This is a genomic window from Stenotrophomonas sp. YJH_SMC_130 (genome assembly GCF_059369035.1).
Genome location: NZ_JCAFSH010000001.1, coordinates 174,250 through 199,385 on the forward strand (window position 1 = coordinate 174,250; position 25,136 = coordinate 199,385).

General features: G+C 67.2%; 23 protein-coding genes and 3 tRNA genes. 3 read left to right on the forward strand and 23 right to left on the reverse strand.

Features of this window, described 5'->3' with window-relative positions:
- Positions 1 to 94: 94 nt before the first annotated feature.
- The 12 genes from pgsA to AC5P5V_RS00970 form a co-directional block, all read right to left on the reverse strand.
- Positions 95 to 721, reverse strand: a complete 627-nt coding sequence (gene pgsA / locus AC5P5V_RS00915) for a CDP-diacylglycerol--glycerol-3-phosphate 3-phosphatidyltransferase (protein WP_012510614.1) — start codon at positions 719 to 721, stop codon at positions 95 to 97.
- 18 nt (positions 722 to 739) lie between these two features.
- Positions 740 to 2,584 (reverse strand): excinuclease ABC subunit UvrC, encoded by a 1,845-nt coding sequence (uvrC, locus tag AC5P5V_RS00920; RefSeq protein WP_088497723.1) that lies wholly within the window; start codon positions 2,582 to 2,584, stop codon positions 740 to 742.
- Positions 2,581 to 3,993: a hypothetical protein gene (locus AC5P5V_RS00925; protein WP_134969437.1), complete on the reverse strand. Its 1,413-nt coding sequence runs from the start codon at positions 3,991 to 3,993 to the stop codon at positions 2,581 to 2,583. The genes uvrC and AC5P5V_RS00925 overlap by 4 nt, the downstream gene beginning before the upstream one ends.
- Positions 3,990 to 4,478, reverse strand: coding sequence for a low molecular weight protein-tyrosine-phosphatase (locus AC5P5V_RS00930; protein ID WP_231352652.1), 489 nt, complete (start codon positions 4,476 to 4,478; stop codon positions 3,990 to 3,992). The genes AC5P5V_RS00925 and AC5P5V_RS00930 overlap by 4 nt, the downstream gene beginning before the upstream one ends.
- Positions 4,475 to 5,248 (reverse strand): 3-deoxy-manno-octulosonate cytidylyltransferase, encoded by a 774-nt coding sequence (gene kdsB, locus AC5P5V_RS00935; RefSeq protein ID WP_231352651.1) that lies wholly within the window; start codon positions 5,246 to 5,248, stop codon positions 4,475 to 4,477. The genes AC5P5V_RS00930 and kdsB overlap by 4 nt, the downstream gene beginning before the upstream one ends.
- A 75-nt stretch (positions 5,249 to 5,323) precedes the next feature.
- A complete protein-coding gene (gene lpxK, locus AC5P5V_RS00940) occupies positions 5,324 to 6,343 on the reverse strand; it encodes a tetraacyldisaccharide 4'-kinase (protein ID WP_134969417.1) in 1,020 nt (339 codons plus the stop codon).
- Positions 6,343 to 8,091, reverse strand: coding sequence for a lipid A export permease/ATP-binding protein MsbA (gene msbA, locus AC5P5V_RS00945; RefSeq protein WP_061478481.1), 1,749 nt, complete (start codon positions 8,089 to 8,091; stop codon positions 6,343 to 6,345). The genes lpxK and msbA overlap by 1 nt, the downstream gene beginning before the upstream one ends.
- A complete protein-coding gene (locus tag AC5P5V_RS00950) occupies positions 8,088 to 8,510 on the reverse strand; it encodes an ExbD/TolR family protein (RefSeq protein WP_005415977.1) in 423 nt (140 codons plus the stop codon). The genes msbA and AC5P5V_RS00950 overlap by 4 nt, the downstream gene beginning before the upstream one ends.
- Before the next feature lie 3 nt (positions 8,511 to 8,513).
- Entirely contained in the window at positions 8,514 to 9,176 is a 663-nt protein-coding gene (locus AC5P5V_RS00955) for a MotA/TolQ/ExbB proton channel family protein (protein WP_061478482.1), read from the reverse strand.
- A 3-nt stretch (positions 9,177 to 9,179) separates the two neighbouring features.
- Positions 9,180 to 11,579, reverse strand: coding sequence for a DNA internalization-related competence protein ComEC/Rec2 (locus AC5P5V_RS00960; RefSeq protein WP_231352650.1), 2,400 nt, complete (start codon positions 11,577 to 11,579; stop codon positions 9,180 to 9,182).
- Positions 11,580 to 11,638: 59 nt separating this feature from the next.
- Complete coding sequence (locus tag AC5P5V_RS00965; protein WP_061478484.1) at positions 11,639 to 12,982, reverse strand: sensor histidine kinase; 1,344 nt, start codon at positions 12,980 to 12,982, stop codon at positions 11,639 to 11,641.
- 1 nt (position 12,983) lies between these two features.
- Positions 12,984 to 13,655 carry a response regulator transcription factor gene (locus tag AC5P5V_RS00970; protein ID WP_049415866.1) on the reverse strand — a complete coding sequence of 224 codons (672 nt, stop codon included), beginning with the start codon at positions 13,653 to 13,655 and terminating at the stop codon, positions 12,984 to 12,986.
- A gap of 176 nt (positions 13,656 to 13,831) precedes the next feature.
- On the opposite strand from AC5P5V_RS00970, the gene AC5P5V_RS00975 reads away from it, so the two are divergent.
- On the forward strand, positions 13,832 to 14,116 hold the full coding sequence (locus AC5P5V_RS00975) for a hypothetical protein (protein WP_061478485.1): 285 nt from the start codon (positions 13,832 to 13,834) through the stop codon (positions 14,114 to 14,116).
- A gap of 96 nt (positions 14,117 to 14,212) precedes the next feature.
- Here the strand turns inward: AC5P5V_RS00975 and AC5P5V_RS00980 are convergent, their stop codons facing one another.
- A complete protein-coding gene (locus AC5P5V_RS00980) occupies positions 14,213 to 14,353 on the reverse strand; it encodes a hypothetical protein (protein WP_005415970.1) in 141 nt (46 codons plus the stop codon).
- 182 nt (positions 14,354 to 14,535) lie between these two features.
- On the opposite strand from AC5P5V_RS00980, the gene AC5P5V_RS00985 reads away from it, so the two are divergent.
- Positions 14,536 to 14,838: a hypothetical protein gene (locus tag AC5P5V_RS00985; RefSeq protein ID WP_134968949.1), complete on the forward strand. Its 303-nt coding sequence runs from the start codon at positions 14,536 to 14,538 to the stop codon at positions 14,836 to 14,838.
- Positions 14,839 to 14,964: 126 nt separating this feature from the next.
- On the opposite strand, the gene AC5P5V_RS00990 is transcribed toward AC5P5V_RS00985, so the two are convergent.
- The 3 genes from AC5P5V_RS00990 to uvrB all read right to left on the reverse strand — a co-directional run bounded on the left by AC5P5V_RS00990 (position 14,965) and on the right by uvrB (position 17,343).
- Positions 14,965 to 15,039 (reverse strand) — tRNA-Val (locus tag AC5P5V_RS00990).
- Positions 15,040 to 15,137: 98 nt separating this feature from the next.
- Positions 15,138 to 15,212 (reverse strand) — tRNA-Val (locus AC5P5V_RS00995).
- A 106-nt stretch (positions 15,213 to 15,318) separates the two neighbouring features.
- The gene (gene uvrB / locus AC5P5V_RS01000; protein WP_061478487.1) at positions 15,319 to 17,343 is read right to left on the reverse strand and encodes an excinuclease ABC subunit UvrB; all 2,025 of its coding nucleotides are present in this window, start codon (positions 17,341 to 17,343) and stop codon (positions 15,319 to 15,321) included.
- 128 nt (positions 17,344 to 17,471) lie between these two features.
- Between uvrB and AC5P5V_RS01005 the strand changes: the two genes are divergently transcribed.
- Entirely contained in the window at positions 17,472 to 18,017 is a 546-nt protein-coding gene (locus AC5P5V_RS01005) for a GspH/FimT family pseudopilin (RefSeq protein WP_134968948.1), read from the forward strand.
- Positions 18,018 to 18,069: 52 nt separating this feature from the next.
- On the opposite strand, the gene AC5P5V_RS01010 is transcribed toward AC5P5V_RS01005, so the two are convergent.
- The 7 genes from AC5P5V_RS01010 to AC5P5V_RS01040 form a co-directional block, all read right to left on the reverse strand.
- Positions 18,070 to 18,146 (reverse strand) — tRNA-Asn (locus AC5P5V_RS01010).
- 47 nt (positions 18,147 to 18,193) lie between these two features.
- Complete coding sequence (locus AC5P5V_RS01015) at positions 18,194 to 18,601, reverse strand: type IV pilin protein (RefSeq protein ID WP_005415966.1); 408 nt, start codon at positions 18,599 to 18,601, stop codon at positions 18,194 to 18,196.
- Between the two features lie 23 nt (positions 18,602 to 18,624).
- Positions 18,625 to 22,392, reverse strand: coding sequence for a pilus assembly protein (locus AC5P5V_RS01020; protein WP_231352649.1), 3,768 nt, complete (start codon positions 22,390 to 22,392; stop codon positions 18,625 to 18,627).
- A 13-nt stretch (positions 22,393 to 22,405) separates the two neighbouring features.
- Positions 22,406 to 22,927 carry a pilus assembly PilX family protein gene (locus AC5P5V_RS01025; protein ID WP_134968947.1) on the reverse strand — a complete coding sequence of 174 codons (522 nt, stop codon included), beginning with the start codon at positions 22,925 to 22,927 and terminating at the stop codon, positions 22,406 to 22,408.
- A gap of 5 nt (positions 22,928 to 22,932) precedes the next feature.
- The gene (locus AC5P5V_RS01030) at positions 22,933 to 24,090 is read right to left on the reverse strand and encodes a PilW family protein (protein ID WP_005415963.1); all 1,158 of its coding nucleotides are present in this window, start codon (positions 24,088 to 24,090) and stop codon (positions 22,933 to 22,935) included.
- Between the two features lie 8 nt (positions 24,091 to 24,098).
- A complete protein-coding gene (gene pilV, locus AC5P5V_RS01035) occupies positions 24,099 to 24,596 on the reverse strand; it encodes a type IV pilus modification protein PilV (RefSeq protein WP_005415962.1) in 498 nt (165 codons plus the stop codon).
- Positions 24,593 to 25,108, reverse strand: coding sequence for a pilus assembly FimT family protein (locus AC5P5V_RS01040; RefSeq protein ID WP_005415961.1), 516 nt, complete (start codon positions 25,106 to 25,108; stop codon positions 24,593 to 24,595). The genes pilV and AC5P5V_RS01040 overlap by 4 nt, the downstream gene beginning before the upstream one ends.
- Between the last annotated feature and the right edge of the window lie 28 nt (positions 25,109 to 25,136).

Sequence of the window (25,136 nt, forward strand, 5' to 3'; positions counted from 1 at the left end):
AGTAGATCCACGCCATGCGTGGATAGGCGCATCGATGGGGTCAGAGCCCTTTCCTTCGGAAAGGGGTCCGACCCCGGGGCTCAGACCCCGGGGCTCAGTTGCCCAGCTTCTTCTGCCGTGCACGCTCGCGCGCGGCACGCTCGTCATCGCGCAGGCTCGGCCAGGCAGCGTGCAGGTACTGCAGGCCCGACCACAGGGTCAGCACCGCGGCAATGGCCAGGGTCCAGTCGCCGATATGGAACACCGGCCAGCCCATCCAGATGTCTTCCACCGGCACGTTCGGGGCCACCGAATACAGCAGGCACAGCAGTGCGACCATCTGCGCGGTGGTCTTGACCTTGCCAATCATCGCCACACGCACCTTGGCACGCTGGCCCAGCTCGGCCATCCATTCGCGCAGCGCCGACACCGCGATCTCACGGCCGACGATGACCGCCGCCCAGAACGCCATCCACGGCGTCGGATGGCCCTGCACGATCAGGAACAGTGCCACTGCCACCATCAGCTTGTCCGCGACCGGGTCGAGGAAGGCGCCGAAGGCCGACTCCAGCTGGTAACGGCGTGCGATCCAGCCATCGAGCCAGTCGGTGATCGCGGCCAGGCCGAAGATCGCCGCCGAAGCGAAGTTGGTCCAGGTGTAGGGCAGGTAGAACACCAGCACCAGCACCGGGATCATCACGATCCGCAACAGCGTCAGCCAGGTGGGCAGGGTCAACTTCATGCTTGCGTGCTTCTCTCTCTACTCGGCCGCATCAGGCGTGGCCAACCCGTGCAGGTTAGCGTAGATACGTGCCGCGAGGGCGTCATTGATGCCTTCCACCTTGGCGATTTCCGCTTCGCCAGCGGCTTTCAGGCCCACCAGGCCGCCGAAATGCTTGAGCAGGCTGGCGCGGCGGCGCGGCCCGATGCCGGGGATGTCCTCCAGCTTGCTGGTCATCCGCGCCTTCTGCCGGCGGCCGCGGTGGCCGGTGATGGCGAAGCGGTGCGCCTCGTCGCGCACCTGCTGGATGAACTGCAGCGCCGGGTTAGCGGCGCCGGGGCGCAGCTCGCGGCCGTCGGGCATCACCAGCGCTTCATGCCCGGCGCGGCGCTCCACGCCCTTGGCCACGCCCACCAGCAGCACACCTTCCACGCCCAGGTCGGCCAGTGCGGCCTGCGCCTGCGCCAGCTGCCCGGCGCCGCCGTCGATCAGCAGCACGTCCGGCAGCACGCCCTGCTCTTCCACCGCACGGCGGAAACGGCGGTCGATGGCCTGGCGCATGGCGGCGTAGTCGTCGCCCGGCTCGATGCCGCTGATGTTGAAGCGGCGGTACTGCGCGCGTACCGGACCGGCGGCGTCGAACACCACGCACGAGGCCACAGTGGCCTCGCCCAGCGTATGGCTGATATCGAAGCACTCGACCCGCTTGACCGGCTCGGCCAGGCCCAGCATCTCGCGCAGTGCATCGCTGCGCGCATGCTGCGCATTGCGGCTGTTGAGTTCAGTGGCCAGGGTGAGCTGCGCGTTGCGGCTGGCCAGCTCCACGTAGCCGGCGCGCTCGCCGCGCACGTTCCACTTCAGCTGCACCTTGCGCTCGGCCGAGGCCGACAGCGCCGCGACCAGCAGGTCGGCATCGGGAATCTCGCGATCCAGCAGGATCTCGCGCGGCGGCTCGAATTCGATGTAGTACTGCGAGACGAACGCGGCCAGCACTTCCTCCGGACTCTCCTCGCCGTTGGTACGCGGGAAGAACGGGCGGGTGCCGAGGTTGCGGCCATCGCGGAAAGCCAGCAGCAGCACGCAGGCCTGCGAACCCTGCATGGCCACCGCCAGCACGTCCAGGTCGGCGGCGCGGCCGTCCACGTACTGGCGCGTCTGCATGCTGCGCAGCGAGGAGATCAGGTCGCGCAGGCGCGCGGCCTGCTCGAACTCCAGCGCCTCGCTGGCGGCCTGCATCTGCTCGCCCAGCTCGCGGGTCAGTTCGTCGCTCTTGCCTTCCAGGAACAGCGCAGCGCGGCGCACCGACTCGGCGTAGTCCGGCGCCGGTACCAGCTCCACGCAGGGCGCGCTGCAGCGGCCGATCTGGTACTGCAGGCACGGCCGCGAGCGGTTGCGGAACACACTGTCTTCGCAGCTGCGCAGCTTGAACAGCTTGTGCATCAGGTTCAGCGTTTCGCGCACTGCCGTAACGCCGGGATATGGCCCGAAATAGCGGCCGGGAATGGCGCGCGGGCCACGATGCAGGGCGATGCGCGGCCAGTCCTCGCGGGTCAGCAGCACATGCGGGTAGGTCTTGTCGTCGCGCAGCGAGACGTTGTAACGCGGCGACAGCGACTTGATCAACTGGTTTTCCAGCAGCAACGCCTCGGCTTCCGAGCGCGTCACGGTCACGTCCATGCGCGTGATCTGCGAGATCATCGACATGATCCGCGCGTTCTTCGGGCTGCCATTGAAATAGCTGCCGACCCGGTTGCGCAGCGCGCGCGCCTTGCCCACGTACAGCAGGGTGTCGTCGGCCGCGTACATGCGGTACACGCCGGGGGCAGTGCTGAGCTGGGCCGCGAAGGCCTTGCCGTCGAAGGCCGGGGCGGGAACGTCGGTCATTCGCTGATCGGCACTTCGCTGAGCACGCCGCTGTCGGGGTCGAATCGCAGCACGGCATGGGCGTCGGTCTCGGCAATCCACACCGCGCCTGCGCCCACCGCCAGTCCAGCCGGGCCATGCAGGCGGCGCGGCAGCGGCTGGGTGGTCAGTTCGCCACCGCCCAGGCGCAACGTGCGCAGGCGACCGTTGCCGGTGTCGGCGATCCACAGCAGCGGGGCGTCCGCGCCCAGTGCGATCGCCTGCGGGAACTGCAGGCTGGCCTGCGCGCGCGGGCCATCTTCACTGCCGAAGCGCCACGGCCCCTGCCCGACCAGGGTCTGCACCAGGTCACCACGCAGTTGCAATGCACGGATCGAGGATCCCAACGCATCGGCGACGTACAGCACCTGCTGCACCACGGCCAGCGCGGTCGGTTGCGCGAAGGCAGCCAGATGGCCACTGCCATCACGCTCGTCGATGGAACCACTGCCGGCGCGCCATTGCAGGCTGCGCTGGCCCAGGTGGTAGCTCCAGATGCGGTTGTCGCCGGCCATCGCGATGTGCAGCTGGTTGTCGGCGATGGCCAGGCCAATCGGATGGTCCAGCGAGACCTGCCGCGCCTGCGCGACCGGGCCTTCCACCGGCGCACCGGGTCGCCCGTTGCCGCACAACGTGTCGACGATGCCGGTCAGCAGGTTGATACGGCGCACCGCGTGGTTGCCGGTGTCGGCGACGTACAGCGAATCGCGCTCCAGCACCAGCGCCTGCGGGCGGTGGAATGCCGCTTCGGCGAGGTTGCCGTCCATGAAATCGGCGGTGCCGAGGCCGAACTGGCGCAGGATGCGTCCGCCATGGCTGCATTCGAGAATGCGGTGATGGCCGCTGTCGGCGATGTACAGGCGTTCGGTGCTGACCGCCAGCCCCTGCGGGAAGCGCAGGGCCTGGCGCGGTTCCGGATGCAGTTCGCTGCCGCCGCGCGGCGGCGCCGAAGGTGCACCCTGGCACAGCGCGTTCAAGGCGCGCTCCAGTTCACCGGGCGCGCCCTGCCCGACCAGCCGTTGCTGTTCGCGGCCCTGTGCGTCCAGCAGCACCATGGTCGGCCAGGCGGTAACGCCGAAGCGGCGCCAGCCATCCCAGTCGGCATCGAGCAGCACGGGCATGGTCAGGCCCTGACGGCGCAGCAGCTTCAGTGCGGCCGTGGCATCGCGTTCGAAATCAAAACGCGGCACCTGCAGCACCAGCGGCTGCAGCTTGCCCGGGTGGCGCGACAGCCATTGGCCGAACTCGGCCAGGCGTTGCGCACTCCAGGCGGAGACCGCATTGACGAACAGCAGCGCGACCGGCCGGCCGCGCAGTTCGGTCAGGGTGCAGGGGGTGGCATTGAGCCAGGTGGCGAATTCGGGCAGGTCCGGGACGGGCTGGACGTTCATGACCTGATTATGCCGGAGTCGGCGTCATGCAACAGTCGTGCCACCGCACGTTTTGCAGCATCGTCGACCAGCGACCAGACCTGTTCGAAATGATCGCTGCCGCCGGTGTAGGGGTCAGGGATGGCTACCCGCCCCTGCCCGCCGGACCAGGGCAGGTACAACGCCAGCCGTTCACGCTGGGCCGCCGACGCCAGGCGCCCGGCATCACGCAGGTTGGTCTCGTCGGCACACAGGATCCAGTCGAAACGGTCGAAATCCACGGCCTGCAGCTGACGTGCGCGCAGGCCGCCGATGTCCACGCCGTGTCCGGCCGCGCAGGCGATCGCGCGGCGGTCCGGCGGCTCGCCCACGTGCCAGTCGCCCGTGCCGGCCGAATCGACCTGCACCCGCCCGGCCAGCGGCGAGGCATCCAGGCGTGCGCGCAGCGCCCCTTCGGCCATCGGCGAACGGCAGATGTTGCCGAGGCAGACGACCAGCAACTTCATCGCGCGGCCATCGTCTGCAGCAACGCTTCGGCGCGCTCCAGGTCCTCGGGCGTATCGATGCCCGGCGGGAACGGCTCGGGCGAGATCGCCACGCTGATCGGGTAGCCCGCTTCCAGCACGCGCAGCTGCTCCAGCGATTCGACCTGCTCCAGCTGGCCCGGCGGCATCGCCGCGAACTGCTGCAGGAAGCCGGCGCGATAGCCATAGATGCCGATGTGGCGCAGCCAGTGGTGACCGGCCGGCAACGTGTCGCGGCTGCGTGCGAAGCCGTCGCGGTGCCAGGCGATCGGCGCGCGGCTGAAGTACATCGCCTCGTTGCGCACGTTGCTCACCAGCTTCACGACGTTCGCGTCGAACAGGGTGTGTGCGTCCTCGACGGTCGTGGCAAGAGTCGACATCGGCGCAGTGCCAGCGACCAACGCATCTGCCACCGCGCGGATGCCGGTCGCCGGCGCGAACGGTTCGTCGCCCTGCAGGTTGACCACCACCGTGTCATCGGCCCAGCCGGCAATGCGTGCGCACTCGGCCAGGCGATCGGTGCCCGAGGCATGCGTGGTCGCGGTCATCGCCACCTTCACCTCGGCCAACCCGGACAGTGCATCGGAAATGCGTTGGTCGTCGGTCGCCACCCAGACCTCGCGGGCACCGGCCTGCAGCGCGCGGCGCGCCACATGCAGCACCAGCGGCTCACCGCCCAGCGGGCGCAACGGCTTGCCCGGCAGCCGCGAGGCGGCAAAGCGGGCCGGAATGGCGACGACGAATTCGGTCATGCGGGCGGTTCTCGGCAGGCTCGTTACAACGGGAATGCGGCCAGCGGCGCGTGAATGCAAGCGCCGCGGCGCCGCTCAGTTCGGTCGCAGCTTGTCCAGGCGATCGGTCAGCGCCACCCAGAACGCGGCGGGCAACTCGGCGCGCAGCGGAACCGCGTAGTGCCAGTCGTTGCCGAACGCCCGGCATTTCACCGCATCCTTTTCGGTCATCAGTACCGGCAGCTGGCTGCCGAAGGACAAGTCCTGCGGCTGGTAGGCCTGGTGGTCGGCGAATGCATGCGGCACCACGCCGATCCCGCGCGCGCGCAGCATGTCGAAGAAGCGCTGTGGATGGGCGATGCCGGCCACCGCGTGCACGCGCTGGCCCTTGAAGTACGCCAGCGGGCGCGCGCGGCCACCGGCCAGCGGCTGCGCACTGTCGATGTGCAGGGCCATTGGCCACTGACCGAAGCCACAGGCCTGTGCCGCGGTCCCCTCATCGGCCTGGCCGAGGTTGACCACGCGGAAATCGCACTCGCTGGCGCGGCTGACCGGCTCGCGCAACGGCCCGGCCGGAATCATCCGGCCATTGCCATAGCGACGCTGGGCATCGACCACTTCGATCTCGATGTCGCGCGCCAGCCGGTAGTGCTGCAAACCGTCGTCGCAGACGATCACATCGCAGCCGGCCTCGATCAGCGCCTTGCCCGCAGCAACCCGATCACTGTCCACGCGCACCGGCACGCCGGTCTTCCAGGCGATCAGCACCGGCTCGTCACCGCCTTTCGCGGTTGGCGTGTCGGCCTGCACCCACAGCGGCTTGTCGGCGTCTTCGCGACCATAGCCGCGGCTGGCCACGCCCGGCTTCCAGCCGGCCGCACGCAGGCGTTCGACCAGGGCAATCGTCAGCGGCGTCTTGCCGGTACCACCGGCGGTGATGTTGCCGACCACGATGACCGGCACCGGCAGCGAGTGGCGCTTGCGCCAGCCACGCCGATAGGCGCGCCGGCGCAGTGCGGTGACACCTGCGTACAGCGGCGCCAGCAGGCGCATCGCCCACGGAACGGGGGTGCCGTCATACCAGTACGGCGGGGTCTGGGTGCCCTTGCCGGCCATCAGTCCTGCCTTTCGCGGAACTGCATGCTGTGCAGATGCTGGTACAGGCCGCCCAGTTCGAGCAGCTCCTTGTGCGTGCCGCGTTCAACGATGCGGCCGTGATCCATGACCAGTACCTGGTCGGCATGCTCGATGGTCGACAGCCGGTGCGCGATGACCAGCGTGGTGCGTTCGGGCATCAGGCGCTGCAGCGCGTCCTGCACCAGGCGCTCGGATTCGTTGTCCAGCGCCGCAGTGGCTTCGTCGAGGATCAGGATCGGGGCGTCGCGCAGGATCGCGCGGGCAATGGCCAGGCGCTGGCGCTGGCCACCGGACAGCAGCGCGCCGTTCTCGCCCACCGGGGTCTGCAGCTGCTGCGGCATGCGTGCGATGAACTCCCACGCGTTGGCGGCCTCGGCCGCCGCGCGGATCTGCTCGTCGGTCGCTTCCATGCCATAGGCGATGTTGGCGGCGATGGTGTCATCGAACAGCATGACCTTCTGCCCGACCATTGCCACCTGCCGGCGCAGGTCGGCCAGCGGGTAGTCGTCCAGTGCCACGCCGTCGAGGGTGATGACACCGCCGCTGGGCTCGTAGAAGCGTGGCACCAGCCGGATCAGGCTGGTCTTGCCACTGCCGGAACGGCCAACAATGGCCGTCACCGTGCCTGGCCTGGCAACGAAGCTGATGTCGTCCAGGGCGATGCCGCTGTCCTCGCGGTAACGCAGCATGACGTGGTCGAACGCCAGTTCGCCCCGCACGCGCTGCACGCGTCGCTGCCCCTGGTCGCGCTCCACTGGCATGTCGAGGATGCCGAACAGGCGCTCGGCAGCGGACACACCGCGCGAAATCGACGTCTGTACGCTGGTCAGACGGCGCAGCGATGGAATGATGGCCATCATCGATGTCATCAGGCCCATGAACTGGCCGGCATTGAGCCGGCCCGCCAGGGCTTCGCGGGTCGACACCCAGACGATCACCGCCAGCGCCAGTGCAGCCAGGAACTGCACCACGCTGGAGGCGGCGGCGCGGGTGACCTCGACCTTCATGTTCAGCGCCAGCATGCGGTTGGCCAGGCGCGAGTAGCGCGAGATCTCATGCTGCTGGGTGCCGTGCACCTTCACTTCCTGCTGCGCGGCCAGCGACTGCTCGGCAGTCTGCGCCATGGTGCCCATGCCGTCCTGGATGCCACGGCTGATGCGCCGGTAGCGCTTGCCCACGTAGGACACGATGCCACCGATCAGCGGCACCACCAGCAGCATCGCCAGGGTGACCTTGACACTCATCTGCAGCATCACCGCCAGCATCGCGATGATGGTGAGGGTGTCGGCCACCACGGTCTTCAGCGCGTCGGCGCTGGCCTGGGTGACCTGCTCGGTATCGAAGTTCAGGCGGCTGACCATCACCGGCGTCGCTTCGGTATCGAAGTGCGACGACGGCAGGTGCAGGTACTTCTGCAGCACCTGCTCACGCAGGTCGCGGACCACGCTGCGACCGGTCTTGGCCAGCGTGTAATCACTGACCCAGGTGGCCACGCTGCGCATCAGGAACAGGCCGAGGATGGTCAGCGGCAGCACCACGGCCGCGCGCGGCTGCGGGTCGACGAAACCTTCGTTGACCAGCGGCTCCATCAGCTTGGTGAAGTGGTAGCCGGCCAGGGCCTCGACCACCATGGCGATGACCGCGCCCACCATGAACACCCAGTAGGTGCGGGTGTAGCCCAGCAGACGTTTGTAGATCGGCCACACCGGCGCGTGATGGGAACTCATGGACGCACCTCTGGCGCAGTTGCAATGGCGATACGACGGAAACCGAGTTGACCGAGCGCGTCCTGCGCGGTCACCACGGCCTGGTAGGGAGTGCGTGCGTCGGCGCGCAGCAGCACGGGCTGGCTACGGTCACTGCCGGCCACGGACGCGATGGTCTGCTTGACCGACTCGACGTCGCTGCGCAGCACTTCCTGGTCATTGATGAAATAGCGGCCTTCGGCGTTGATCAGCACGCTGAGCGAACGCGGCGGCTCGTTGTTGGGCTGCTGGCTGGCGGTAGGCAGCTGCACCTGCAGCGTCGAGCGCGCATCGAAAGTGGTGGTGACCACGAAGAAGATGATCAGCACCAGGATGACGTCGATCAGCGGGACCAGATCGATATGCGGTTCATCCTGGGAGCGGTCATTGCCGATACGCATCGATCAGGCCTTCGCCGCAGCGGCGTTGGCCGGTCGCGCCGGCGCGACCGGGTTCATCACCCCGGGGCGACCGTCGAGCGTGTCCAGCAGGGCACTGGCTTCCTGCTCCATTTCCACCACGTAGCCGTGGATGCGGCCCTTGAAGTAGCGATGGAACATCAGTGCCGGAATGGCCACGATCATGCCCGTGGCGGTGCACACCAGCGCCTTGCCGATACCGCCGGCCAGCTGGTTCACGTCGCCCACCCCATGGTCGAGGATGCCCAGGAACATCTGGATCATGCCGATCACGGTGCCCAGCAGGCCCAGCAGCGGGCCGGCCGAGGCAATGGTGCCCAGCGCGTTGAGGAAACGTTCCATGCGGTGCACCAGGTGGCGGCCGGTGTCCTCGATGCGCTCGCGGATCTGGTCGCGCGGACGATTGCGCGCTTCCAGCGCGGCCGCCAGCAATGCCCCCAGCGGCGAGTTGGCACGCAGGGTCTGCAGGTGCGCCGGGTCAAGCTTGCCGCGTGCGGCCCAGTTGCGCACTTCCTGGCCGAGGCCGGGCGGCAGCACTTCAGTCCGCCGCAGGGACCAGAAACGCTCCAGGATGATCGCCAAAGCCAGTACGCCCAACAGCAGCAGCGGCACCATCGGCCAGCCACCGGCCTTGACCAGTTCCCACACGTTTCAACCCTCCGGCCCAACGGCCGCTTGTTTGATCGGCGATAGGATAACAGCCGACCGCGCCCGCCCAGCGGCATCCCACCACCGGGATGCATGGATACGCTGTTCACGCAGCTGCAGCCCTTGTGCGCCAAGCCATACGCGGATCGCCCCGGACTCCGCAGTGGACACCACCTCGGCTCCCTGCGCCTGCCAGCGCCGGACCACGTCCCGGCGCGGGTGGCCGAAGCGGTTCTGGTGCCCGGCCGAAACCAGCGCCAGCCGGGCTGACACCGCCGCCACCCAGGGCGCGCTGGAGCTGCCGCCGCTGCCATGGTGCGGCACCAGCACCACATCCGCCTTCAGCGCCGCCGGAGACGCCCGCAGCAGCGCCTGTTCGGCCGGGCGGCCGATGTCCCCGGGCAACAGGACCCCACCATGCGCGCTGGCCACGCGCAGCACGCAGCTGTCCTCGTTTTCAGCCCGCTGGCTGCCGGCATCCGGGTGCAGCACCTGGAAGTCGACGCCGTCCCAGTGCCAGCGCAGGCCGCGCTGGCAGCGCCCGGCCCCGGCGATCGCGCTGCCCGGCGGCGCCAACAGGGGCAGCTCCGGCAACTGAAGGCGCAGGCTCGGCAGGTTGCCGGCATGATCGAGATCGTCGTGACTGATCAGCACGCGGTCGGGCCGTGCCTGCCCCAGCGCCCGCAATGACGGAACCAGGACCCGCTCACTGCCCTCACCCCCGATCGGCGGTCCCACGTCGTACCAGAGCGCATGCCGCGCGGTACGCAGCAACACCGCCGTGCCCTGCCCGACGTCGTGCACCAGCAGCTCCAGCTCCCCCTCGGCCGGCCGCTCGCGCAATGGCCACAGCAGCGGCAGGCACAGCAGGAGGCCAGCCAGCCAGCCCCCGGCACCGCGTGGCAGCAGCCACCAGAACACGCCCAGCAGCGCCGCCGGCACTGCCCAGGCCGGTGCCTCGGCCAACCACCACATCGCCTGTGGATGCGCCGCCAGTGGCTGCAGGGCCTGCCAGCTGATTTCGAACAACCACGCCGCTGCACGCCACGCCCAGCATCCGGCGCCGTCATGCAGCACCTGCAGGGCGGTGCCCAGCAGCGACAAGGGCACCACCAGCAATGTCCACCACGGGATGACCGGCAGGTTCACCAGCGGCCCCAGCCAGGCGGTGCCGCCGAACAAGGCGATGCCCAGCGGCAACAGGCCGACGCTGGCCACCCCTTGTGCGGCTAGGAACCCGCGCAGGTTGGCGACCACGCCTCGCGGACGTCCCTGCGGCAGGCACCAGACCAGCCACAGGACGCCGCCGAAGCTGAGCCAGAAGCCCGCGGACAGCACTGACAGGGGCGCCGGCAGCAGCAGCGCCAGCGCCGCCAGTGAAAGCCCCTGCACGAGACCCAGTGGGCGCCGCCCACTACGCGCCAGCGCCACCAGCCCGATCATCAGTGCGGTGCGCACGGTCGGCAATTCACCGCCGGCCAGCACCGCATAGCCCGCTGCGGACAGGGCCGCGGCGCAGGCCGCCGCCTGGGGGCGTGGCCAATGCCGGCCCAGCAGCGGGCACAGCCACCACAGCCCTCGGCACAGCAACGCCCCCAGTCCCGCCACCACCCCGACATGGAACCCGGAAATGGCCACCAGATGGGTCAGGCCCAGCGCCCGCAACTGATCCCAATCGGCGTCGGACAGGCCACGTGTATCGCCCAGGGCAAGCGCCTGCACGAAGCGCGCAGCTGGATGGGCCACCTGCGCGGCGATGGCAGCGCTGGTGCGTTCACGCCACGCCGGCAGGCCATGCGCGGCCTGAAGCTCACGCGCGCTGGTCGGCGCCCGAACCGTGCCGTTGCCGGACACGCCGCGCAGCAGCGCATGGCGTTCACCGTCGAAACCACCGGGATTGATCCGCGAACGCGGCGCCCGCACGCGCAGGGCCAGATGCCACTGCGCGCCGGCCAGGACCTGATGGCGCCCACGCCCGGCGTCGGTGGCGTCAGCGGCACGCCAGGCATCGTTCCAGGTGACCTGCAGGCGCTTGCCGCGCAGCGATGGCAGTTCGCTGCTCTCGCTGACCTGCAGCAGGAAGCGGGTGTGCGCGGCTCCATGGTCCGGCAGATCGATGACCCGTCCACTGACCACCACATCCCGTGCTGGCTGGCCTGGCGGCAGCTGTTCCTGCATTGCCCAGTGTCCGTGCATCGCCGTCCATCCGGCGCCCAGCAGCACGACCGCGGGCAGGCGCCCCCGCCAACGCAGGCCCCACCCTGCCATGCCAAGCACGATCATCACCATGCAGCCCCACAGCGGCGGCAGCTGTGGCAGCTGCACGCAGGCCAGCGCCCCCAGTGTCAGCGCCGCAGCGGCGCCACTGCCCAGCAAGGGAGACGGGGAACGCTCGACGGCCATGGGTCCAGCCTGCCGCTACCGGCGGCAGGTTGCCTATCGGGACTTGCCCCGCAAACGCGTCAGCGCCGGACGCTGCCGCGATGGAAATTGACCCGGAAGCTTGCGCCGCCCCCCGCAGCCTCACCGACACTGACCGAGCCACCGTGGTGCTGCACGATCTCCTTCACCAGATGCAGGCCCAGGCCACTGCCGCTGCCCGCCGCGCGCAGGCGATGGAACGGCTCGAAGATCGCCTCGCGGTCGCCCACTGGAATGCCCGCGCCCTGATCGCTGACTTCCAGCAAGCCACGCGCATCCAACCGCACGCAGATGGTGCCACGGCCACCACCATGCACGATCGCGTTGTGCACCAGGTTGGCAATCACCCGCCCCAGCGCCAGACTGTCGCCGTGGATCCACACCGGCGATTCCGGCGCGTCCACTTCGAATCCATAGCCGGCGCCGACCACCAACGGCGCCAGGTCCGCGGCGGCCTCACGCACCAGCAGCGCCAGGTCCAGCCGCTGCAATGCGCCGACATTGCGGTCAAGGCGCTGCAGATCGAGCAGGTGCTCGGCAACATTGCCCAGCCGCGCCACGTCGGTCAGCAACTGCGATTTCAGCTCACCCTGTGGCAGCTGCGCCAGGCGCGCCTGCACCACGGCGATCGGCACGCGCAGCTCGTGCGCCGCGTCGGCGAGGAACTTGTCGCGCGCGGCGTAGCCCTGCTGCACCTTGTCGATAGCATCGTTGAACGCTTCCACCAGCGGCGCCACTTCCGTGGAGACCAGCCGCGCATCCAGCCGCGCACCGGGCTGGCCGATATCCAGTTCCTTGGCCTGCTGCGCAGAACGGCGCACGCCGCGCATTGCACGGTGGATCACGGTCGGCATCACCAGCAGGGTGACCACGATCAGTGGCAGGAAGAACCACAGGCCGATCAGGCGCAGCACCATCAGCGCGCCATCCAGCAGCCCGCCCTTGGGTGCGCCACCGACCATCACGGTGATGCGGCGCCCGTCCTCGTTGCGGATCATCACCCGCGCCACGTCCAGGTAAGGGGGCACCAGCGAGCCCAGTTCCGTGGCGCCCACGGTCGGCAGCCGCGCGAGCATCGGCGCGTGGATCGCTGGGATGGTGCCGCGCTCCAGCCACATGCCCTTGTCATCCACCGCGGCGAACCAGAGATTTCCACCGGCGTTGGCATCGAGCTTGTCCCAGCGCGCCTGGTCCAGCACCAGGCGGCCACCTTCGCTGTGCACCGCCTTGGCCACCGCCTCGGCAACGAACATGTCCATGCCCCAGGAGTCCTTGTCACCCCAGGTCAGGATCAACGCGACCACCGCGAACAGTACGGTGAAGGCCTGTGCCAGGAACAGGCGCCAAGCCAAGCCAAGGGTGATCGAACGGATCGGACGGGCCATCTCAGGCCTCCGCCAGCAGGTAGCCGACGCCCCGGATCACGTGGATCTCCACCCCCGCCCCGGCCTGCTGCAGCGCTTTGCGCAGCTTGGAGATATGCGCATCGAGCGCATTGGACTGGATCTCATCATCGAACCCGTACACTGCAGCCTCCAGGGCACTGCGGGTCACCGTGCGGCCCTGCCGCATCGCCAACGCCTGCAGCACCAGCACCTGCCGACGTGGCAATGCCAAGGGCTGGCCCTCCACCTGTGCCTGCAGCGATTCGAAATCGAACTCGAGCCGCCCCAGCCGCAGGCTCGGCGTCACCATCGCCGAAGGCCTGCGCGATACCGCGCGGATGCGTGCCATCAGCTCCTCGATCGCCACCGGCTTGACCAGATAGTCATCGGCACCGACGTCCAGGCCTTCGACCTTGTCCGACAGCGTGCCCTTGGCGGTGAGCATGATCACCGCCAGGTTCGGCCGCAGCGCACGCGCCGACGCGACGAATCCAGCACCATCGCCATCGGGCAGCTGGCGATCGAGCAGCAGCAGCTGGTGCACCGGTTCGCGCAACGCGAGCGCGGCCTCGGCCAGGCTGCCGACCACATCGGCGACCACGCCCTGCCGCTCCAGGCCCGATTGCAGGGCGCGGGACAGATCAGGATCGTCTTCGACCAGGAGGATGCGCATCAGGAACTCGTCTACCGGAAACGCTGCCGATCATAGTGCCTGGGGCCATGGTTTTGCGCCCATGCATGCCAGCGGTTGCAGGCGCAATGTTCTGACAATGTTGCCCCTTCAGCATGCGCAGCCATCACCCGCAATGTGGCCGAACGATGCTGTCGCTGCCCCTGACAAGGACCCCCATGGCCTCCGTCTCCCCCACCGCAGAAGCCCACGCGATCCTGCGTGCACCGGACCTGGACAGCGCAGAACGCGCCTATCTGGGACTGATGCCCGACCTTGAACATGTGAATGCACTGGCCCGCCGTGCAGTGAGCCTGTCACGCGTTGCCGACGCGGCACGCGGCTATGCGTTGGCGATGACTCTGGTCGGACTGCGCCTGCAGGAGCTGGAAATGGGCGAGCCAACGGCCAGGGAACATCGCCAGGCCACCCTGCGCAGCCTGCGCCAGGCCTTCAGCGCCTGACAGCACCCGCACAGGCACTGCCGCCGCACCGGCGGCAGCGGGAGTGATCGGGTCAGCAGGACCCGCCACCCGGCAGGCCTGGCGCGGCAGCGTCATTCAGCGCAGCGTGGTCCACGCCAGCAGCGCGCTGAGGATTGCGACCCAGATCACTGCCTTGAACGTGCCTTCCAGCATGTTGCCGCCGAACAGGCGTTCCAGGAGCGGGTTGGGCCTGGACACCGGGACGTGATCACTCATGCGGCAGCTCCTTGCAGTAATGGCGCGTTTGCGCAGCAGCGCCGAGTCTACGCCTGCGCGGCCCGGATTCATCGCCATCTGCCTGCCTTTGGCGGCCCAATTCCCGCCTTCGTCGCAGGCCGGCTGCGATGCCCGGCCGACCCTGCCAGCCTGCACGCACTTTCCCGCTGGAGCACCGTGCCATGCCGATGCTTGCCCTGATCCTGCTGTTCTCCAGCCTGTTCGGCGACGGCTGCGGGCCCACCGAGGATGCCCTGCGCAGCCAGATCCTGCGCACCGAGGATCGGCAGGCCATACATGAAGCGCAGCCCCTTCAGCTCTATCACCTGCGCCAGGACCGCGTGCTGCGGCTGGGCAGCCAGCAATCGCCAGACGACACTGGCGCCAGCCCTCATCCGGCACTGGTCCGGGTAGGTGTGGCGCAGCTGTGGGAACGCGTCGACGGCCAGTGGCGCATCCAGCGTTCGATCAGCATTACCCACTGATTTCATGCCAATGAACCGGCACGGATGCAGCTTCGCGGGAACGCCAGGCTCGCCGGAACGAAAAAAGCCGGCCCCGGGGCCGGCTTTCATCGTTTCCACCGCTTCACCGGCAACGCCGGGAGCAGGTGGTGGGCGGTACAGGGTTCGAACCTGTGACCCCTACCATGTCAAGGTAGTGCTCTACCGCTGAGCTAACCGCCCATCGTGTTCTTGCCGCCCGAAGGCTGGCCTTGCTACGTAAAAACCCGGCGCCAGGGCCGGGCTTTGCAGTTCACGACAACTCTCTTCCGAGGGTTTCGTGGTGGGCGGTACAGGGTTCGAACCTGTGACCCCTACCATGTCAAGGTAGTGCTCTACCGCTGAGCTAACCGCCCGTTTTGCTTCTGCATTTCCGCGATTGCGTCGGTGCAGGCCGCGTATATTACGGATGCGGGCCGTGAAGCGCAATACTTTTGTGAAGATGATGCTGCACTGCCACGTTCAGCCCAGGCTGGCTTCCTTCAGCTGCCGGATCTGGTCACGCACCCGTGCGGCATCCTCGAATTCCAGGTCCTTGGCGTGCTGGTACATCTGCTGTTCCAGCGCCTTGAGACGGGTCGCCAGCTGCGCCGGAGACAGCGAACGATAGTCGGCCGCTTCTTCGGCCACACCCGCCCGGCCCTTGCCCTTACCCTTCTTGGCTTCCTTCTCGGCGGCATCCGAACGCGCGCCTTCAAGGACATCGACGATCGGGCGCGCCACCGAGCGCGGCACGATGCCATGTTCTTCGTTGTACTCGACCTGCTTGGCACGGCGCCGGTCGGTCTCATCGATCGCCGCCTGCATCGAGCGGGTAATCTTGTCGGCGTACAGGATCGCCTTGCCACGCACGTTGCGTGCGGCGCGGCCGATGGTCTGGATCAGCGAGCCGGTGGAGCGCAGGAAGCCTTCCTTGTCGGCATCGAGGATCGCCACCAGCGATACCTCGGGCATGTCCAGGCCTTCGCGCAGCAGGTTGATGCCGACCAGCACGTCGAACTTGCCCAGGCGCAGGTCGCGGATGATCTCCACGCGCTCGACCGTATCCACGTCCGAGTGCAGGTAGCGCACGCGGATACCGTGTTCGGTGAGGTACTCGGTGAGGTTTTCAGCCATGCGCTTGGTCAGCGTGGTGACCAGCACGCGGTCGCCCGCCTTGATGCGCGCGTTGGCCTCGCTCATCAGGTCGTCGACCTGGGTACCGACCGGCCTGATCTCCACCACCGGGTCGATCAGGCCAGTCGGGCGCACCACCAGTTCGGTGATCTCGTCACCGGCTTCACGCAGTTCATAGGGCCCGGGCGTGGCCGACACGTAGATGCTGCGCGGACAGCGCTCCTCCCATTCCTCGAAGCGCAGCGGGCGGTTGTCCAGCGCCGACGGCAGGCGGAAACCGAACTCAACCAGGGTTTCCTTGCGCGAGCGGTCCCCCTTGAACATGGCGCCGATCTGCGGGATGGTCACATGCGATTCGTCGATCACCAGCAGCGCATCCGGCGGCAGGTAGTCGAACAGGGTCGGTGGCGGCTCGCCGGCATTCTTGCCGGTCAGGTGCCGGGAGTAGTTCTCGATGCCGTTGCAGTAACCGACCTCGGCCATCATCTCCAGGTCGAACTGCGTGCGCTGGGCCAGGCGCTGCGCCTCCACCAGCTTGTTCTGCGCGTAGAGCTGCTCCAGCCGCTCCTTCAGCTCTACCTTGATCGTCTCGATCGCCGCCAGCACGCGCTCGCGCGTGGTCGCATAGTGGGTCTTCGGGTAGACCGTGAAGCGCTGCATGTTGCGCAGCGTCTCGCCGGTGAGCGGGTCGAACAGGGTGATCTTCTCGACCTCGCCATCGAACAGTTCGAGGCGCAGTGCTTCGCTGTCCGACTCGGCCGGGAACACGTCGATCACTTCGCCGCGCACGCGGAAGGTACCGCGCTGCAGCTCGTACTCATTGCGCGTGTACTGTAGCTGGGTCAGGTGGTTGATCAGGTCGCGCTGGTCGATGCGCTCGCCCTTGGACAGGATCAGGCGCAGTGAAAGGTAGTCTTCCGGCGCACCCAGGCCATAGATCGCGGACACCGTGGCCACCACGATCGCGTCCGGGCGCGACAGCAGGGTCTTGGTCGCGGCCAGCCGCATCTGCTCGATGTGTTCGTTGATCGAACTGTCCTTCTCGATGAAGGTGTCCGACGACGGCACGTAGGCTTCGGGCTGGTAGTAGTCGTAATAACTGACGAAGTACTCCACCGCGTTGTGCGGGAAGAACGCCTTGAACTCGCCATACAGCTGCGCCGCCAGCGTCTTGTTCGGTGCCATGATCAGCGTCGGCTTCTGAACGTTCTGGATGACGTTGGCGATGGTGTAGGTCTTGCCCGAGCCGGTCACGCCCAGCAGGGTCTGCTTGGCGATGCCGGCCTCGAAGTTGCTGGTCAGCTTCGCGATGGCGTTGGGCTGGTCGCCCGCCGGCGAATACGGCGAGACAAGTTCAAAACTGTCGCTCATGGTGTTGCCAGTTCCCGGGAAGGGTGAGTATACGGGGCGAGGAGTGACGGCCGGCTGAGGGGTTGCCGGGCAGACCGCTACGGGGATTCCCGATGGCGGCCGCACAGCCGGGCGCGGAGGCTGGATGCATGCACACTGCCCAAGCCCCCTGCCCGCTCGGCCCCCGCTCTGCGCGGGGCGTGCACCTGACCGAACTGCTGGTGGTCATCACTGTGCTGGCGGTGCTGCTGGCCGCGTCCTGGCCGGCGCTGCAGCCCCTGCTGCTGCGGCAACGCGCCGATGCACTGCAACTGACCCTGCATGCCAGCCTGTCCGGCGCACGCAGCGAGGCCGTGCGCAGACGGGAGCTGATCGGCCTCTGCGCCAGTGTCGATGGCCGGCACTGCAGTGACGACTGGAGCGCCGGCTGGATCATCTACCGCAGCGGCGACCAGCGCGGGGAGCCTGCCTCGCCGGAGGCGATCCTGAGCCACCACACCGGGCGCTCGGACGTCTCGATCCTTGCCCAGGCCAGCAGCGGGCGACCGCTGCTGTTCTTCCAGGCAGATGGACGCAGCCCGGGGGCCAACCTGACCCTGCGCATCTGCGCGGGCAACCAGCTGCATGGCGCATTGATCGTCAACAATGGCGGCCGCGTCCGGAGCGAGCGCGTGAACCGCGATACACCCTGCTGAATGCCTGCGCAGAAAAGCAGAAGCCGCGATTTCTCGCGGCTTCTGCAGTGTCTGGCGCCCGAAGTTGGACTCGAACCAACGACCCCCTGATTAACAGTCAAGTGCTCTAACCGGCTGAGCTATTCGGGCGGGGAGGCGCATTGTACTGGTCGATTACAGGAAGATCAACACCTGTTTCACCAGCAGCTGGCAACGCCACCGTCGGCCGTCTTGCGGTTGGCCTGGTCCACGCTCAACTTGCCACAGCTGTCCTTGGCCTGCGTGCCCTGCGGGGTGGCGGTGATGGTGAAGCTGGTGCCGTCTCCCTTGTAATCCAGGTTGTAGCGCGCAGTCCCTCCATCACGCGGCGACACCTTGGTCGGCAGTGCGTAGCCGGTGTAGGAGTTGTTGCTGGTGTGGTAGCGCTCCGCACGCTGCGCATACTCGGCCAGGTCCGCCTTCACCACGGCGCGATGCGATCGGCGCACGTACTCCTGGTAAGACGGAATGGCGATCGCCGCCAGGATGCCGATGACGATCACCACGATCATCAATTCAATGAGCGTGAAGCCAGCCGCGCGGCGAGGCATGGGAGTGTGCAACATGGGCGTGGATCCTCGCACTTGGGTTACTGGAGCTGGCGCCAGGACTGGCGACCGCACGGGTAAGGCAGATACAGCGACTGGCTGCCCGCAGCACCCACCGCCATCCAGCAGGAACTGCCACCGGGCGGTGCCTTGTTGTCCGTCGGACGTGGCAACACCGACAGCGAAACGTCACGCACCGGCGCGGTTCCTCCTGTCTTCAATGCAATGGCCGCGGTGCCGGAGGCGGGTCGGCTACCGGTCGGCGAGCCATAACGGACGTTCTCCAGCATCGGCAGGCCGCTGATCGACGACAACCCGAACAGCCAGTTCGAACCACTGGTCGAACAGCCAACCGTTTCCATGTTGGGTACATAGGTCGGCATGAAGACAATGCCACTGACCAGGATCGGGTTACCTACTGCGCGTTCACCGTTGCGGGCAGGCAGCTGGATCATCCAGCCGCGGGCGTTGGCCGGCGCCGCACCCGCGGTGATCTTGCGCTCATCAACGCCTGCAGCGGCGGCCGCGGCCGTGTACGGTACCAGGTTGGCAGCGGTCACCGTCGAGGTCACCGTCTTGCCCGACAGATCGTTCACGGCGTACAGCGCCTGCTGCGACTTGTCATCCTTGTCGCTGGTGAAGGAGAAGCTGCCGGTGCCGAAGTAAAGCATCACGCCGCCCGAAGGACCGGTCGCGGCGGTCATGCCACCGGTGATCGGCTGACGGTAGGTCCTGTTGGAGGAGTCCTGGGCAACCTGGCTGGTGAACATCGGCACGGTCAACGTGGTATTCGCACTGCTGGTCAGGTCGAACTTCCACACGGCGCCACGCTGATCGGCGGCATAGACGGTGTCGGCCAGGCCATCACGACCGCGCGCATCCTGGTTGGTACCGGTCCAACGATCGACAACGACCACATTGCCCAATCCGTTGTCACCGGAGATGCCAGCGCCCGAGGTACCCTCGACGGCTTCGATCATCCGGATGTCGCCACTGGCCATATCGACCACGAACAACACCGCCTTGCCGTTGGCGCTGCCGTAGCCATTACCGAAGATCGCCTTCCAGGCCACGCCGGTGCCACTCTTCACCGGCACGATCACCGGCTTGCCCAGCACGAAACCGATGTTGTTGCGCACCTCATCCCGCAGCGACGAATTGATGTCACTGATTTCCCACAGCACGTTGCCGGTGCCGAAGCTGCCCGGCGTGGTGACGTCCAGTGCGAACACCGAACGGCCACCCGCACCCGTGGTGCCTACCAGGCTGGTCTGCCAGGCGGTACCGTTGAAGGTATCGGACACCGTCACCGGACCATCGACGTAGTAACGATGACGGAAGGTCTGGTCGGCCGTGTCGGACTTGTAGGGGAACAGCAGGTTGGCCATGTGGCCCAGCGCGGTGGCCGGGATGTAGGCAAAGCTCTCCGTGCCACCGGTGCCGTCCTGCCTGGCATCGGCCTTCATGCCGCCGTCGAAGGCGTGCAGCATGCCGTCATTGGCGCCGACATAGACCATGTACCGCTGCGACTTGGCCTTGGTGGCCAGGTAGTCCGTATAGCTCTTTGCGTAGGTGCCACCCAACTGGCGGTAACCGTAGTCGTCCAGCGGCGAGCTCACCACCGGCGCCGAATTGACGATGTCACCCAGCGGCGTGGTGCGGTCACGATACTTGCCACCGTTGCGGACTTCGGTCGAGCTGTCGGCACTGAGATAGTTGATCGCGCTGGCCAGATCAGCCTTGATCGCCGTCAGCTTGTCGGTGGAGCACACCAGCATCGTCGCGTACTTGCCGTCAGGCTTGCTGCACAGGTCCTGCAGGCTGATGCGGGCGCTGTTGAAATCCACGGGCGAACCCAGCTTGTTGGCGACGATCCGGCGGCCGGACGATGTCAGGCGGCTGGAGGCTTCCCACACCTCGGTGAGCTCGGCCACTTGGTTGGCGTTGACCTTGACGCTGGACGCGGTCAGCTTGCTCGACCAATCAGTGCCGCTGTTGGTGATGTCATAACGCGGGGTGACCGCCAGCGAACCGGTACCGATGCGTGCACCACTGATACCGATCGTGCCTGAAGGCGACGCACCACCGGTGATCGAGGACAGTACCCGGCGCATGGCCTCGGTGACGTCGGCCGGCGTCTGCGCATTGATGAACTCGCCACGGCTGTTGACGGCCGCGTGCCACAGTTCATCGATGACCGTACCGTCGTCGACATTCAGCGGGTTGCCGTTGCCAGCCCAGTTCGGCGGGTTCTTGTAGGGATCGTCGGTCGCTGCCTGGTTGACGCCATAGATCTTGCCCTGCGCGCCCAGGGTCACGCCGTAGAAGTTCATGTGCAGGTCGGTCTGGCAGTCCAGGCGCTTCCAGTCCGGGCTGCTCTTGTCCAGCGAACTGCACTTGTCACTGACCGGCACCTGGCCGGCCGGGAAGCTGGTGCCGGTGCGCAGGGGTGTGCGGGCGCCGGCATAGGCCGCCGCCGCGATGTCGGCGATGGTATTGCTGTAGCCATCGGCGAACGGAATGGACGGCAGGTGCGTGGAATTCACCGAGTCCGCATCACCGAACGATCCGTTGGGTGCATTGCCGGAGTTGGTGTAGCCGTCGGTGAACAGCATGCCGCCATTGCGCTGGCAGGCCAGCTGCACGGGGGCGTCGGCATCGGTACGACGGAACTGGTCGACCAGATATTCAACCGCGCGGCGGTTGGGCGTGCCGCCATTGCCGGTGAGCGTGTAGATCTGCTTGTAGAGATCGGCACGATTGGTGACCATGTCATACATGGTCGCGTTGCTGAGCTTGTTGATGGTGAAGTAGCCCACGCGCATCGTATCGACGCTCACCAGGGCGGCAGTCGACGAACCGACGATGGCCAGCACGCGATTGCGGTGATACTGGAACCAGTTGGAGAAATTCTGGATCGCGGCGTTGTAGGCGGCCGGGCTCGAGTAGTTGCCCGACTTGATCTGGTAGCGGCGCAGGTCGCAGCCCGGACCACAGGCATCCTTGATCACCGGGCGACTGGCGTCGTCGGTCTTGTATCCGTCCGGTGTAGGCGCTGCGGCCGGCAGGTAGAAGGTGGCCGGGAAGTAGCTGATCGCGTATGTGGTATTGCCGGTGTTGCTGATCGCAGCGGTCTTCCACCCGCCATCCCGCCAGCTGTCGACATAGTATTCATTGCCGGTGCCGGAAAGGTCGGGAATCCGCATGCCGCTGACGAACTGGAACTTCTCCGACGTCTCGGCGCGATTGACGGTCATGTTGTACACGGCATTGTAGCCGCGCTGCCCGGACCGGGGATCGGCGCGGGTCTGGGTGATCGAGGCATTCGGCCACAGCGTGCCGTCGGCATTGGTCCACGGCCGGTAGGTCACTGCCGGATTGAAGTAACTGGCGTTGTAGACATGCGAACGCGCGAAACCGTAGATGTCCAACGGCGGAATGGCCCGGCCCGGTGAATACTCCTTGTTGAATTCCGCGTGCGGGTAAAGGTAGAGGTAACAGTCCACCGAGTTGTTGGCACACGCCGAGCCCACGCTGAAGAAGCTTCCGTCGTTGTTGAAGAAGCTGTTGGTGTTGCTGTTCCAGCGCATGCGGCCGTCACCACCGGGGAACATGCGCTCGAAGTTCATCGAACCCGAATCGTCCACCGCCATGATGAACGCCGGTGTCGCGCGGGTCTGCACGTTCATCGGCTCCTGTGCCAGTACGCCCTGCGCCTGTGCGGCAAACAAGGTATGCGCCAGATAGCCGCCAGCGGCCAACACGGCAAGGCCAACGCCTGCCAGGATCCTGCGGTTGCGAGTGTTCATGGGTTCCCCACCCTCACAGCTTGAATACGGTATCGATCGCCGCACGCGACGTCGCATCACTGGTGGTATCACCGGCATAGGTCGTGATCTGGTAGACCGGCGTTGGCTTCTCCACCGACTTGCCCATGTCCAGCGCACCCTCCCCCTGGATGCAACCCTGGATCTCACGGACATAGATGGCCGGCTTGCTGCCCAGCTTGGTTTTCGCGACCCAGGCCGACGGATCGAAGCCGTCATCGCACTGCTGGCTGATGTCGGCGGACGCTACGGCCGGATTGGCACCGGCATCCTTGCGATTGGCGATGTTCTCCACCGCGTTCTCGGCGCTGCGTGCCGCGCCTTCGGCGTTCTGGAACGCCATGTTGGTCGCCCGGTAGCCGGCCGCCATGCGCTCCTGCATGCCGGCCACCTGCATGCCGATGACGCCCAGCAGGGCCAGCAGCACCAGCATGATCAGCGCGACGTAGAGAACGGCACCCTGCTGTCGTGCGTGGGCAACGAAGGGACGGCGTCGGGAGGAAGGATGAGTGCGCATGGTCGTCAGTTCCCGAACAAGCGGTTGCGCAGCGCAACGGACGCTTCATAGGCGCCCCGATGGCGCTGGTCGTAAGGATCGGCCGGGGCAAAGCCCACCCCGAGGATGGCCGGATAGGTGGCCGCGCTGCCCGGTGCCTCGGCCGACGCACGCTGCGGGCTGCGCGCCAGCAGGCCGACCTGCACCATGCCGACGCGGCGCCACTGCCCTGCGGCGGTGGCATCGGTACCGGTGCTGACCGCACTGGCCACGCGCTGGTCGACGATGCGACCGGTCGGCGGCGTGGGCAGGGCGATATCCGGGGTGGCATCCAGTCCGTACAGGAACTGCATGTTCTCGATGCCTTCCACCAGCTCCTCGCCATCGGCGTAGCCGCCGGCGCCATTCGCGCGTGCCCGGTAAAGCGCCGGCTCGCCATTGGGATTGGTCGCGATGTAGTACGCCATGCCATCGGCGCGATACAGCATGGTCATCGCGTTGTTGATCGAATAGTTGCTCAGGTCGACCTTGTCCACCTTCACCGTCGAACCGCTGATGGTGGCCGGGAACACGTCGGCACGGGTGCAGTCGGCTATGCCGAAGACCGTCGGCGCACCTGCGGCGTTGGCCTTCAGCCGGGCCATGCCATCACTGGAGACGGTCAGCGTGGTCGCGCCCGCGGCCACGGAGATGCCGGTCACCACGGCCCCTTCCGGACTCATCAGGCGCAGCACCAGGATGTCGCTGCCCGGCAGTGGCGCCGGCTTGAGGTTGGCGATGCTCTTCGGCACCGACTGCGCCGCGCTCCACGCGCGGCCCAGGGTCAGGGTGGCGCCCGGCGCCGTACCTGCTGCCTCATACCCCTGCACCGGAACCGAGAAATCCTGCGGGTCGCCACTGCCCGAGCTGATGCCCAGGTGATAACCGACATCGCCGGTGTTCTTGACCACATGAGCCTGGTCGTTGACGCAGCCGAAGTGGCCGGCCATGCGCAGGTCACGCTGCAGGAAGTCCAGCGCGAAGCGCGCGTTCTCCTGGGTACGGGCCGCACCTTCGGACAGGCGCGATGCCGCACGCGAGGCGATGAAGATCTGGGTGACGCCCAGCATCAGGACCAGGCCGATGACCATGGCGATCATCAGTTCGATCAGCGACAGGCCTCGGGTGCGCGAAATTGGACTCATGGGCATGTTCACAGGAAGGTCGTCAGGCCGAAGGTGGTAAGGCTGTCGGGGTCCTTCGGATCCCAGCGCTGGTCACCCCAGCTGATGGCCACGGTGACCTCGCCGGTGCTCTGCACGAAGGTCACCTGTGCGCTGGCCTTCTCGCCCAGCGTGCGTGCGACCTCGCACTGCCAGCGCGCGACGTTCGCCTGCGGCGTCACGGCGGCGCCGGTCGGCCAGGCGCAGGCGCCGCTGGGCTTCACCGAGCCGGCCGAGAACGAGGCCGAGGAATAGGCGCCACCGGCCAGGGTGTCGGTGCGCTGCGCGCGCATCAGTTCGATCAGGTCGTTGGCCAGGTTGGTCGCCTGGGTGCGGTAGTTCGCGCTCTGCACGAAGCGGACGTTGGTGGTCTGCAGCAGGGCGAAGCCCAGCAGCCCGAATGCCAGGATCAGCACCGCCACCATCACTTCGATCAGGCTGAAGCCCCCCTGCGACGAACGCGGGCGGGCCAGGTTGCGGCGGCTCATGAGCAGGTTCCCTTGGTCACCCGGACCTGGCCGGATTGGTTGATCGTCAACGTGCTTTTCGATTCGCCGGCCTTGCACGCATCCGGCGACAGCACCAGCGTCTGATCGGCGACCGCCCTGCGCCGGCCGCGCCCGTCGAAGGCGATGACCGCGCCCGGCGGGCCAACTACGCTCAGCTGCGGATTGCCCTGTGAAAAGCGCAGCGCGACGTCATTGCTGCCCATCTGGCCGTCGCCATCCAGGTCCGACCAGGCCAGTACCCCCTTGGACCAGTCGCCATCACAGGCTTTGCCATCGGCGCTGCCACAGACGCCGCCACCGTTGCTGTTGCGGATGCCTTCGCTGCGGGCCAGGTTGGCCAGCGCGATCAGCTCGTTGTTGGCGGTCGCCAGCCGGTTCGAGCGGATCATGCCGCGGAAGCTCGGATAGGCGATCGACGCCAGGACCACGAAGACGGCCAGCGTGACCATCAGTTCAACCAGCGTGAAGCCGTTTTGCCGGCGCAAAGACATTGGACGCTCCCCAGCGTGTTGGTGGCCA